At 62.6% G+C, this 11,511-nt stretch carries 11 protein-coding genes; 6 read left to right on the top strand and 5 right to left on the bottom strand.

From position 1 onward, the window contains the following. A partial coding sequence (locus tag QZ501_RS13020) for a hypothetical protein (RefSeq protein ID WP_295720054.1) occupies positions 1–218 on the top strand: 218 nt, incomplete at its 5' end. On the opposite strand, the gene QZ501_RS13015 is transcribed toward QZ501_RS13020, so the two are convergent. Continuing rightward, a complete protein-coding gene (locus tag QZ501_RS13015; protein WP_151439381.1) occupies positions 219–1,037 on the bottom strand; it encodes a pyruvate, water dikinase regulatory protein in 819 nt (272 codons plus the stop codon). A gap of 168 nt (positions 1,038–1,205) precedes the next feature. Between QZ501_RS13015 and ppsA the strand changes: the two genes are divergently transcribed. From ppsA to QZ501_RS12995, 4 genes are all read left to right on the top strand, one after another. Next, entirely contained in the window at positions 1,206–3,578 is a 2,373-nt protein-coding gene (ppsA, locus tag QZ501_RS13010) for a phosphoenolpyruvate synthase (RefSeq protein WP_151439382.1), read from the top strand. Between the two features lie 40 nt (positions 3,579–3,618). Continuing rightward, entirely contained in the window at positions 3,619–4,542 is a 924-nt protein-coding gene (locus tag QZ501_RS13005; RefSeq protein ID WP_151439383.1) for an alpha/beta fold hydrolase, read from the top strand. A gap of 26 nt (positions 4,543–4,568) precedes the next feature. Then, complete coding sequence (gene rraA, locus QZ501_RS13000; RefSeq protein ID WP_151439384.1) at positions 4,569–5,066, top strand: ribonuclease E activity regulator RraA; 498 nt, start codon at positions 4,569–4,571, stop codon at positions 5,064–5,066. Positions 5,067–5,155: 89 nt separating this feature from the next. Continuing rightward, on the top strand, positions 5,156–5,467 hold the full coding sequence (locus tag QZ501_RS12995; RefSeq protein WP_151439385.1) for a PilZ domain-containing protein: 312 nt from the start codon (positions 5,156–5,158) through the stop codon (positions 5,465–5,467). A gap of 12 nt (positions 5,468–5,479) precedes the next feature. Here QZ501_RS12995 and QZ501_RS12990 read toward each other — a convergent pair whose 3' ends face one another. After that, positions 5,480–6,169 carry a TIGR04211 family SH3 domain-containing protein gene (locus tag QZ501_RS12990; RefSeq protein WP_202405640.1) on the bottom strand — a complete coding sequence of 230 codons (690 nt, stop codon included), beginning with the start codon at positions 6,167–6,169 and terminating at the stop codon, positions 5,480–5,482. Positions 6,170–6,234: 65 nt separating this feature from the next. After that, positions 6,235–6,534, bottom strand: a complete 300-nt coding sequence (locus QZ501_RS12985; RefSeq protein WP_151439386.1) for a YciI family protein — start codon at positions 6,532–6,534, stop codon at positions 6,235–6,237. A 112-nt stretch (positions 6,535–6,646) separates the two neighbouring features. On the opposite strand from QZ501_RS12985, the gene QZ501_RS12980 reads away from it, so the two are divergent. After that, positions 6,647–7,525 carry a PHP domain-containing protein gene (locus tag QZ501_RS12980; RefSeq protein ID WP_295720047.1) on the top strand — a complete coding sequence of 293 codons (879 nt, stop codon included), beginning with the start codon at positions 6,647–6,649 and terminating at the stop codon, positions 7,523–7,525. On the opposite strand, the gene QZ501_RS12975 is transcribed toward QZ501_RS12980, so the two are convergent. Beyond that, positions 7,513–8,052, bottom strand: coding sequence for a YecA family protein (locus tag QZ501_RS12975; protein WP_151439388.1), 540 nt, complete (start codon positions 8,050–8,052; stop codon positions 7,513–7,515). The two genes, QZ501_RS12980 and QZ501_RS12975, sit on opposite strands and share 13 nt — an antisense overlap. A 9-nt stretch (positions 8,053–8,061) precedes the next feature. Then, positions 8,062–11,166: a ribonuclease E gene (rne, locus tag QZ501_RS12970; RefSeq protein ID WP_295720044.1), complete on the bottom strand. Its 3,105-nt coding sequence runs from the start codon at positions 11,164–11,166 to the stop codon at positions 8,062–8,064. Positions 11,167–11,511: the final 345 nt, after the last annotated feature.

The following is an 11,511-nucleotide window of genomic DNA, read 5'->3' as shown; positions in this document are numbered from 1 at the left end:
CGGGCGAAGCACGCTTCGCGTATCAGAGCCGGCTGTTCGGGCGCACGCCCGAGCAGCAGCAGCGCTTCCGGGAACGGGTTCTGGCGGTGGACCTGGCCTCCATGCAGGAGGCTGCCGAACGCTGGCTCACGCCTGACCGGGCCAGCACGGCCGTTGTGACCGGCCACGGCAACCGTCAGAAGCTGGCCGATCTGGGCATGAAGGTGCTCGAAATCTGATCAGCGCGCCCGGCGTTCGATCCCGGTCTGGACCAGGAGGCGGGTGGAGATTTCCTCCACCGAGTAGTCTGTGGTGTTCAGGTTCGGGATCCGCTCGCGGCGGTACATGCTCTCCGCTTCGCTGACTTCCATCATGCACTGGCGCAGAGACGCGTAACCGGAGTTGGGGCGGCGTTCATTGCGGATCGCCGACAGCCGGTTGGGGTCAATGGTCAGCCCGAAAAGCTTCTGCCGGTGGGGCTGCAGGGCCGAGGGAATGCGCTGCTCCTCCATATCCTCCTCGGTGAGCGGGTAGTTCGCTGCCTTGATCCCGTACTGCAGGGCCAGATACAGGCATGTGGGCGTCTTGCCGCTGCGTGACGGGCCGATCAGGATGACGTCGGCATCGTCGTAGTAGCGTGTGCGGGCGCCGTCGTCGTTCTCCAGCGCGTAGTTCACCGCCTTGATCCGCTCTTCATAGCCCCCATCGCGGGAGATGGCGTGGGATTTACCCACGGTGTAGGAGGAACTGGAATGGAGTTCGTTCTCCAGTGGCGACAGGAAGGTACCGAAGATGTCCACCATGAAAGCGTCGGCCCCGGACAGTTCGCCCCGGATCTCGCTGTCCACAATGGTGTCGAAGGTCAACGGCCGTGCCCCATCAAGTTCGCCCGCCTTGTTGATCTGCGCCACCGCTTCCCGGGCCTTCTGCACGGAGTCGATGTAGGGCAGGGTGATCTTCTCGAACTGGATGCTGTCGAACTGCGCCAGGAGGCTGTTGCCAAGGGCCTCCGCGGTAATGCCGGTGCCGTCGGAGATGAAGAATGCGGTGCGTTTCATGGGGCGAGGGGCTCCCTCCTGATTTTCCGGTATCCTAGGCCGATACGGTCGGTGTGTGAACCCGGACCGCGCAATGGTGGAGATGACCCCGCCGGTTACAGTATGATACGCGGGCTCTGCAGGGCGCGTGGCGCCCCGGGTGACAGGCAATAACGAGGGAGATGGGCTTTGGACGATTTCATCATCGGTTTCGAGCAACTCGGCATGGACGATGTCGAACGCGTGGGCGGCAAGAATGCCTCCCTCGGGGAGATGATTAGTAACCTCGCCAATGCCGGTGTGACGGTACCCGGTGGGTTCGCCACCACAGCACAGGCCTACCGCGAGTTTCTTGAGAAGGACGGGCTGCGCCAGCGCATTGATGAGACCCTGGACAGTCTGGACATCAATGATGTGAACGAACTGGCGAGGGTCGGCGCTAAGATCCGCCAGTGGATCATCGATACACCTTTTCCGCCGGCACTGGAACAGGCGATTGCGGACCGCTTCGGCGCCATGCAGGAGGGGAACGAACGCATGGCGGTGGCGGTGCGCTCCTCGGCGACGGCGGAAGACCTGCCGGACGCCTCCTTTGCGGGCCAGCAGGAGACCTTCCTGAATATTGTGGGGCTGGACAACGTCAAGCTCGCCATCAAGGAGGTGTTCGCCTCCCTGTTCAATGACAGGGCGATTTCCTATCGGGTGCATCACGGCTTTGACCACAACAAGGTGGCGCTATCCGCCGGTATCCAGCGCATGGTGCGAAGCGAGACCGGAAGCAGTGGTGTGATGTTCACCCTCGATACCGAATCCGGTTTCCAGGAGGTGGTGTTCATTACCGCCTCCTATGGTCTGGGTGAGACCGTTGTGCAGGGTGCGGTGAACCCGGACGAATTCTACGTGCACAAGCCAACGTTCGAGGCCGGGCGCCCTGCCGTTCTGCGGCGCAATCTGGGCAGCAAAGCCATCAAGATGGTCTATGCCGGTGACGGTGAAATGGGCCGCTCGGTGGAGACGGTCAAGGTGGATGCCGAGGACCGTAACCGGTTCTGTCTCAGCGATGAGGACGTCACCGAGCTGACCAGCCAGGCCCTGACGATCGAGAAACACTATGGGCGGCCCATGGACATCGAATGGGCCAAGGACGGTGACACCGGCAAGCTGTTCATTGTGCAGGCGCGGCCGGAAACGGTCCGCAGTCGCAAGGGCCTGCACACCATGGAGCGCTACCTGCTCAAGGAGAAGGGGACAGTGCTGGTTGAGGGACGGAGCATCGGCCACCGCATCGGTGCCGGCCCGGCCCGGATCGTCACCAGCATCAACGAGATGGACCGCGTCCAGGAAGGGGACGTGCTGGTAACGGACATGACCGATCCCGACTGGGAGCCGGTCATGAAGCGTTCGGCGGCGATCATCACAGACCGTGGCGGGCGTACCTGTCACGCGGCCATCATTGCACGTGAGCTGGGTATTCCCGCTGTCGTGGGTTGCGGCAATGCTTCCGAACTCATTCACGAAGGCCAGGAGCTCACGGTTTCCTGCGCTGAGGGCGATACCGGGCTGGTTTACGACGGCCGTCTGGATTTCGAACTGCGCGAGAATTCCGTTGAGTCCATGCCGAATCTGCCGTTCCGCATCATGATGAACGTCGGCAATCCGGATCGGGCCTTCGATTTCCAGGCCATGCCGAACGAGGGTGTGGGCCTTGCCCGGCTGGAGTTCATCATCAACCGCATGATCGGTGTTCACCCCAAGGCGCTGCTGAATTTCGAATCACTGCCGGGGGACATCAAGCAGACGGTCGAGAAGCGCATCGCCGGTTACGATTCGCCGGTGGATTTCTACATCGACAAACTGGTGGAGGGCATCTCCACACTGGCGGCAGCGTTCTATCCCAAGCCCGTCATCGTGCGGCTGTCGGACTTCAAATCCAATGAGTATGCCAACCTGATCGGGGGCACCCTGTACGAGCCGGATGAAGAAAACCCGATGCTCGGCTTCCGGGGGGCTTCCCGCTACATCTCGGATTCCTTCCGGGACTGCTTTGAACTTGAGTGCCGGGCACTGACCCGGGTCCGGGAAGAGATGGGCCTGAACAACGTAGAGGTCATGGTGCCGTTCGTACGCACTCCAGGTGAGGGGCGCCAGGTGGTGGAACTGCTGGCGGAGAACGGTCTCGAGCGCGGTCGTGAGGATCTGCGCGTGATCATGATGTGTGAGCTGCCAGCCAATGCCCTCCAGGCCGAGGAATTCCTGGAGCATTTTGACGGCTTCTCCATCGGCTCCAATGACCTGACCCAGCTCACGCTCGGGCTGGACCGGGATTCCGGGATCGTGGCCCACCTCTTTGATGAACGTAACGAGGCGGTCAAGTCGTTGCTGGCCAGTGCCATAGCCGCCTGCCGCAAGGCCAATAAGTACGTCGGCATCTGCGGCCAGGGGCCCTCGGACCATCCGGACCTGGCCAAATGGCTGATGGAGCAGGGCATCGACAGTGTTTCTCTGAATCCGGATTCGGTTCTGGACACCTGGTTCTTCCTGGCGGAAGGGCAGCACTCCTGATCGTCCGGTGGAACCCCAGGCAGGCTTGAGGAAGGCGGGTATGCAGAGCAGCAGCCGATTGTTTCCGGTGACGCTGTCGGCCACCGAAATGGCCGCTGACCTCTATGAGGACGTGTATCTGCTGAACCCGGGCGTGAGTCCGGATCCCAGTGTCCGCATCGCCGTGACGCGGGTGCGTGATCCGGCCTGGCAGGGCCGGCGCGTGCCGGTGGTGCTCATCCACCGGGAGTTCCAGAACAAACGCCAGTGGCTCTCGCCCGGAGGGGAGGGTCTGGCGGGGCTGCTTGCCCGTTACGGATTTGACGTCTGGCTGCCGGAGATGCGCGGCCATGGCATGTCCCCCCGTAACCGCGACTGGGCCCTGGGTCACATTGCGCTGCTGGCGGAGGAGGACCTTCCTCCGGTGCAGCGGTTCGTGGAAGAGCAGAGCGGCGTGCCCCCGGCCTGGCTGGGGCAGGGGCTTGGTGCCCGCATGCTGGCGCATGCCCTGATCAACAATCATCGCTTTCTGCGCCTGGTGCCCGCTGCGGTCTTTGTGGACCCCGGTCGGGCGGATGCCCACTGGACGGAATCCGAGGCCACCATGGGCGAGAAACTGGGGCTCCGTCGTCGCCAGCGTTTCCTTGGCGGTCTGCACGGCTGGGGGCCGGAGGATGAGCCCAGCGCCCTGTTCCGGGACCTTTACCGGACCCAGAAACGTTATCGCAGGGGCAAGGGACACCCCACCCACGAGGGGCTGCGCGTCATCCGCTGCCCGGGTCTGGTGGTCGGTGTCGAGGATGATGAGGCCACTGTGCGCGGTTTCGCGGGCAATCTTGGCGGACAGGTCCGCCACACCTTGGGGCCGGGGGAGGGGGGCAGAAGCGCCGCCGGTCAGAGTGTCCTGGGAACGGCGCTTCAGGATGACATCCGCGCCTGGCTGACAGAACATACCCGCGACCTGCGGGCGGACAGTATTGACTGAAATCGCAACTGGATCAGGAGGAAATCGTGTCGCAAGAGACAATCGTTACACCGGATCTTGTGGATGAGCATCCGGAAGTGGCTGTGGTGGAGCCCATGTTCGTTAACCTGGGCGGGCGCAGCGCTTTTGGTGGTGAGATCGTGACCGTGAAATGCTTTGAGGACAACTCCGTGGTCAAGGAGCAGGTTGGCAAGGAGGGGCATGGCAGGGTTCTCGTTGTCGACGGTGGCGGTTCGCTGCGCATCGCCCTTCTGGGTGACATGCTGGCGGAGAAGGCGTCGAAGAATGGCTGGCAGGGCGTGATTGTCTACGGCTGCATCCGCGATGTGGACGTGATCGGTGAGACGGACATCGGTGTCCAGGCCCTGGCCACCCACCCGCGCAAGAGTGAAAAGCGTGGTCTGGGAGATCTTAACGTGGCCGTGAGTTTCGGCGGTGTCACCTTTGAACCCGGTCATTACGTCTATGCCGACAACAACGGCATCATCGTATCCGCCGAGCCACTGCCGGAAGTCTCCGTGTAACAGGCGCCTTAATCTTTGACGCCTGCTGCCCCCTCCCGGTATAACGTATTGAACCAGTAACAATAACAACCTTGGGACGGGACAATCTCATGACTGGAGATTCAATGCGGGATACCTCCGAGAAGCGCGATTTCATCCGTATGCACGTGGATACGGTGATTGAGCTTTTCGAGGAGGGCAGCGATCAGCGTATGGAAGGACGCTGCGTGGACCTGAGCGCCACGGGCATGGCGGTAGAGATGGAACGGGAGCTGGCTGAGGGGCAGCGGGTGCACACCTCGCTGCCCTCAAAAAACCCCGATTTTCCGCCGTTCGAGACCGTTGCCACCGTGCTGAGGAGCGAGTCGATTGATGGCGGCCGCTGGCGGGTGGGTCTGCGGATCGAGGAGGTCAAACGCTGAGCCTGACCATGGTCAGGCCCAGTTGTCGCTCTTGCGACTGGGTTTGAGCAGCGGGAAGATAACCGCAATGAAAATGCCCGCAATCACCAGGCCGCCACCGGTGAGGAGGTAGCTGGATTCACGGCTGTCCTCGAGGCGCTGGTTCTCGTTGGTCAGCAGCTCAACCTCCTTGCGCAGCTCCTGGCGTTCCTCGCGCAGTTCGCGGTTGCGTTTCTCGAGGTTGATCGCGTCCTGGGAGATGGACCGGATGCGCTCCAGCTCGTCACTGGTTTCACTGAGTTCCGATTCCAGGGACTGTTTCTCCTGCTGGACCTGTTCGAGCTTAGATCGGGTCTCCTCCAGCTGTGAGCGTGCTCCGGAGAGATCCTCTTCAGTGCTGGCCAGTTGCTGCTTTACATCCTGGAGTCGTTCTTCCGCGATGCGCTCGGAACTCAGGAACCGGCTTGCGATGTAGCCCTCCTCACCATCACCAAAGCGCACGCGCGAGTAGCCGGTCTCCTCATCTTCCTCCAGCACCTCTACAGCGGTACCGCTGCGCAGGGCGGACTCAATGATCCGGTACTCGTTGCCCGGACCGGTGCGGACGGGGACGTAGATTACGTCGTCCACATACTTGGTTTGAGCCTGTGCCACGGAGGCAAACACAAGCAGCAGCGGCACGATGCAACGTAATGCTCTGTTCATGCCTTTCTGTGGGGTCATGATGTTATTCCCTGTTAAACGAAGTCCGGATTCTGCCACAGCGTATTCGCCTTGCCCAGTGAGGCTCAGGGGAGTACCGGTTTGAATGGTCTGACTGTAACCTTCTCGTAAACTCCGGCTTCCACATAGGGGTCCGCATCGGCCCATGCCTGTGCCGCGGTCAGGGATTCAAACTCTGCTACCACCAGGCTCCCGGTGAAACCAGCTTCTCCCGGCTCAGTGGTATCCTCGGCCGGAAAGGGGCCGGCCATGAGCAGGCGCCCTTCGCTCTTGAGAGCCTCAAGGCGCTCAAGGTGCGCAGCACGGGCCTGCTTGCGGCGCTCAAGACTGTCTGCGACATCGTTGGCGATGATGGCGTAGAACATAGGGATCTCCTGCCTGGAATAACGGGTGCGTATGAGTGGCAACAGCCGCCTATGATAAGCTGCCCCCGTCTTTACGCCAATCCCGGCACGGCGCCTTATTTCCCGGAGTATTATGCACATCGACGGACACAGTCCGCTGCTAACGGACCTGCATTGCCACAGCACCGCTTCCGACGGCGGCCTTTCACCGGCCTCAGTGGTGGCTCGCGCCTCGGAGAACGGTGTGGGCGTCCTGGCGCTGACCGACCATGACACCATTGCCGGTATGGGCGAGGCCCGGGAGGCGGCTGTGGCTGACGGCATGCACCTGGTGAGCGGCGTGGAGCTGTCCTGCCTCTGGCGTGGCCAGACCATCCATGTAGTGGCCCTGGATTTCGATCCGGACGAGCCGGGGTTTCTGCAGGTGCTGGAAGGGCAGGAGAGTGTCCGGCACCAGCGCGCGGGCACCATTGACGAGCGGCTCCGGAAACAGGGTCTGCCCTCGGTGCTGGAACAGGCACGGGATCTGGCAGCCGGTGTTCCGGGGCGCCCCCACTTTGCCCGGGCGCTGGTTGATGCTGGCGTGGTCCCCGGGGAGCGGCAGGCGTTCCAGCGTTATCTGGGAACCGGGAAGGTGGGAGACGTGGCGACCTGCTGGCCGGAACTGGCAGTGGTTGTTGGCTGGATCCGTGAGGCGGGTGGTATTCCAGTACTGGCGCATCCCCGCCGTTACGGGCTGACCAACAATAAGCTGAGGAAGCTGGTACAGGCGTTCCAGGATGCGGGAGGTCAGGCTCTGGAGGTGCTCAGTGCCGGCCATTCGCCTCAGGATAGCGGCTATCTCACGCGCCTGTGCCTGGATGGTGGGCTCTGGGCTTCCGGGGGCAGTGACTTCCACTGGCCGGAACGGCCCTGGTCGGAGCTGGGCCGCCTTCCGGAACTGCCCGCCGGGCCTGACCCGGTCTGGCGGCACTTCCGCAGGGAAACACAGGCCCGTCTTCAGGGCGAATGATAGTGCAGGTAGAGATCCGTCAGGAGTTCCGGTATGGCGTCGGCATAGTCCGCCAGGCGCTTGGGGTCCCTGCGGGCCTGCTGGAAGGCTTCATCATCGAACAGGTTTGAGAGGGTCAGGATAGGCGTCATCAGCTGTCCCACCGTTTCCTCGTCCTCGCCCAGCCACTGATCCTCATCCAGCAGGAAGGTGTCTGTGAAACCGGCACACCAGTTCTCAAGCGCCTCCTCGGCGGTGTCGTCATCCTCGGGTTCGGGCAACTCCAGCGTCTGACCCTGTTCCAGCTCCTGCTGGATGGTCCTGGCGAGCCGCGATACCAGTGTCCCGAACTCGTCGGGCATGGCGTCGCCACCGGCCTCGGGCTGGCCGGTGGCAATCGCGTGGATGCGCTCCGCCGACACCGGTGCCGGCCCCACGACTGAGGCCGTGACCACGCCGTGCAGGCCAAACACATCCAGTGCCTCATCGCCCTGTCCGGGGGCGAACAGGATTGATTCCAGGGTTTCCACGTCCTGATCAGTCAGCATAACCTGGTTTCACTCCTGTTCGTTGGTCTGTGCCTGGTTGCGGGCCCTGCGGAACTCCTCCTGACGCCGGCGGATCTCCCGGGGATCGTTGTAGGCGCGCCCCTTGATCGGGTCCAGGTGAACCTCATCCTCCGCCGGGCTGTTCTCCGCCTCAGCGGTTCCGGTTTCCGCTGCGGCTGGCTGCTCAGGCGCGGCGGATGCCGATTCAGCCTGGGGAGCAGTCTCTGTCTGGGGCTCTGCTTGAGACGGGGCACCGGACGCCTCCGTGGAGGGCGTTGTTTCATCCGCCTGGGCGCTGGCGGGTTCGTCGGCGCCACTGGCAGGCTCGCCACGGCCCTCCGCTTCCGGTTGTTTCCCGGCTTCGGTCCCGGCAGAAGGCGCCTCATCGGTTGAGGTTGCCTTATCAGTGGCCGCCTTGGAGGGTTTCTGTTGTGCGCTTTCAGCGGCGCTTTCCTTAGCGGAACCAGCATCCTTTTCGGCAGCCGGGGTCTCCTTAGCTTTTGCGGCGCTTTGCTTTGCCTTGGGGGCTTCGGATTGCCCTTCGGAGCCAGCGCCGGATTCCCTCTCTGCCTTGGCGTTTCCGGTTTCCGTTTTCACGCTCTCGGCGGATTCCTGATCAGCAGGCTTGCCGTTCTTATGGCGGGGCCGGCGGGGACGCTGGAATTCCGGGTTCGGTGTTTCGTCCTCGGCGCTTTCCTGTTGGTTGCGGTTTCTGCCACCGGAGCCGCCACGACTCTGGTTCTTTCTGCGGTTGTCCGAGCGGCCCTGGTCGTCGCCATTGCTCTCAGGGGCTTTATTGCCGCTGCCCTGGGACTGTTTGCCAGAGGACTCCTCCTTCTGCGGCTCGTCACGGTCCGAATCACGATTGCGACGGTTACCTCCCCCCTTGGATTTCTGGGGGCTGCCGTCGTTACTGCCGCCTTTGTTTCCGCCACCGGCATTCGGGTCGGTATCGGATTTGCGGTCGGAACCGGATTTCTGCTCGCCCTTCGGCTTCTGGTCGGCCTTGGGTTTCTGGTCGGCATTGGACTTCTGGTCGCCACCGGATTTCTGTCCGCCGCCGCCTTTACCGGACTGGCGGGACTGATTGCCGCCGCCTTTGCCACCCTGGCCGGAACCTTCCTGTTTGCCGCCGTCCTGCTTGCCACCGGACTTCTGCTGGTTATCCGAATCCTGCTGGCCCTGGCCCCGGTTGCGGTTCTGACCACCACGGCGGCGCCTGTTCTGGCCGCCGCGCTGGTTGTTGCCATCCTGGCCCTGACGGCCACTCTGCTGTTGGCTGCCCCCCTGCTGACGCTGCTGGCTGTCACCGCTCTGACCCTGTTTCCGGTCGGAGGCATTATTGTCCTGGCGCTGGGTGCCTGAACCGGTCTCCTGCTGGGGGCTGCCGGATTCTTCCTGTGGCGCGAACATGGTCTGGAGCTTGCGCCCAACCCGTTGCCAGAACCCAAGCGGCTCAGCGGCTTCCGGGGTTTCGGCTTTGGCTTCCGGGGCAGGGGTGCGGTTGGCGGGGGTAACCGCCTTCACCGCAGCTTCTTCCCGCTCGCCCGTGTTCTGGCCAACGGACCAGGCGTCTTCCGGTTCGTCTTCGTGCCTTGCAGCGATCTCGAAGCTCGCTTCACCAACGGTGACTTCGGTGTCATCGGTCCGCAGGCGCTGAACCTCGAAATGGGGTGTCTCCAGGTTCTGGGAGGGGATGACCCGTACCCGCACGTTCTCGCGCCGCTCAATGGCGTTGATCTCGTCGCGCTTCTCGTTGAGGAGGAAGGCAGCGACCGTGACCGGCACCAGTGCCCTTACTTCCGCGGTCTTGTCCTTGGAGGATTCCTCGTACATCAGGCGCATGATGCTCAGCGCCTGGGATTCCATGCTGCGGATGGAACCCTGGCCATTACAGCGTGGGCAGACCTCGCTGCGTGTCTCGCCCAGTGAGGGCCGCAGCCGCTGGCGCGACATTTCCAGCAGGCCGAAGCGGGAGATGCGGCCAAGCTGGACCCGGGCGCGATCCAGCTCCAGTGCCTCCCGGATGCGCTGCTCGACTTCGCGCTGGTGGCGGTTGGGGGACATGTCGATGAAATCGATGACAATCAGACCGCCGATATCACGCAGGCGCAGCTGGCGTGCGATCTCGTCCGCGGCCTCCAGGTTGGTCTGGAAGGCGGTTTCCTCGATGTCACCGCCGCGCGTGGCACGCGAGGAGTTGATGTCGATGGACACCAGTGCCTCGGTGGGGTCGATCACCAACGAGCCGCCGGAAGGCAGGGATACCTCCCGCTGGAAGGCGGTCTCGATCTGCGCCTCAATCTGGTACCGGCTGAGCAGCGGAATGTCATCCGTGTAGAGCTTGATCCGGTTTTCGAAAGAGGGCATGACCGCGCGTACGAAATTGAGGACATCCTCGTACACACTCGGGGAGTCGATCATCACCTCGGTGATGTCCTGGCGCAGGTAGTCGCGCACGGCACGGATGATTACGTTGCTTTCCTGGTAGATCAGGAAGGGGGCCTTGCGCGCTTCCGCAGCCTGGGTGATGGCGTCCCAGAACTGCAGCAGGTAGTCCAGGTCCCACTGGAGTTCCTCGGTTTCACGGCCGATCCCGGCTGTGCGGACGATCACGCCCATGGCCTTGGGCACCTTGAGCCCGGACATGGCGTCCTTGAGCTGGCTGCGCTCATCCCCCTGGATGCGGCGTGAAATGCCGCCGGCACGGGGATTGTTCGGCATCAGTACCAGGTAGCGCCCGGCGAGGGTAATGAAGGTGGTCAGGGCTGCGCCCTTGTTGCCGCGTTCTTCCTTGTCGACCTGGACGATCAGTTCCTGGCCCTCGTTGAGCACGTCCTTGATGTTGATCTTGCCATCAATATCGGACGGGGCCTTGCTGAAGTATTCGCGGGCGATTTCCTTCAGGGGCAGGAAGCCGTGGCGTTCGGAACCGTAATCAATGAAGGCTGCTTCAAGGCTGGGCTCGATGCGGGTGATGCGGCCCTTGTAGATGTTGGACTTCTTCTGTTCGCGGGTGCTGGATTCGATATCAAGATCGACCAAACGCTGGCCATCGACCAGGGCGACACGCAACTCCTCTTCGTGAGTTGCATTGATCAGCATTCTTTTCATGTGGAACAAACTTCCATCGTTCTGCGACGGAAGCGGTGCGGGGCGCAATGACGAGACAGCGGGCCTGCGTCCGCCCGCTTCAGCAAAGCCGGGGGGCCTTCTATGGCCACCCCGTGCTTGAGGCATGCGGTTCTGTGGCCGCATGCCACCGAAGTCTGTCCCGTACCGGCTACGAGGTCTTATGTCATATTCATGATCAGGACAGCCCGAACCGGTGCTTCTGTGTTTTCAAACCGTTGCGATGACCCTGCCGCGCGCTTCCGCCCGGATTGACATCAGTTCCTCCGGCCTTGACTCCAGCCGGGCGGAACACCCATCACGACGCGCGTTGTTCTCAGTTTCCGT

Source organism: uncultured Halovibrio sp. (assembly GCF_913056445.1).
GTDB lineage: Bacteria > Pseudomonadota > Gammaproteobacteria > Pseudomonadales > Oleiphilaceae > Halospina > Halospina utahensis_B.
The sequence above is the reverse complement of the archived record's forward strand: the minus strand, read 5'-3'. Positions and strand labels throughout refer to the sequence as shown.

Bases quoted from the DNA above. Each gene is read 5' to 3' on its own strand.
- QZ501_RS13015 (WP_151439381.1), bottom strand. From the start codon at position 1,037: ATGAAACGCACCGCATTCTTCATCTCCGACGGCACCGGCATTACCGCG.
- QZ501_RS13005 (WP_151439383.1), top strand. From the start codon at position 3,619: ATGCAGAGCAGCAGCCGATTGTTTCCGGTGACGCTGTCGGCCACCGAA.
- QZ501_RS12995 (WP_151439385.1), top strand. From the start codon at position 5,156: ATGACTGGAGATTCAATGCGGGATACCTCCGAGAAGCGCGATTTCATC.
- QZ501_RS12990 (WP_202405640.1), bottom strand. From the start codon at position 6,169: ATGACCCCACAGAAAGGCATGAACAGAGCATTACGTTGCATCGTGCCG.
- QZ501_RS12985 (WP_151439386.1), bottom strand. From the start codon at position 6,534: ATGTTCTACGCCATCATCGCCAACGATGTCGCAGACAGTCTTGAGCGC.
- QZ501_RS12980 (WP_295720047.1), top strand. From the start codon at position 6,647: ATGCACATCGACGGACACAGTCCGCTGCTAACGGACCTGCATTGCCAC.
- QZ501_RS12975 (WP_151439388.1), bottom strand. From the start codon at position 8,052: ATGCTGACTGATCAGGACGTGGAAACCCTGGAATCAATCCTGTTCGCC.
- rne (WP_295720044.1), bottom strand. From the start codon at position 11,166: ATGAAAAGAATGCTGATCAATGCAACTCACGAAGAGGAGTTGCGTGTC.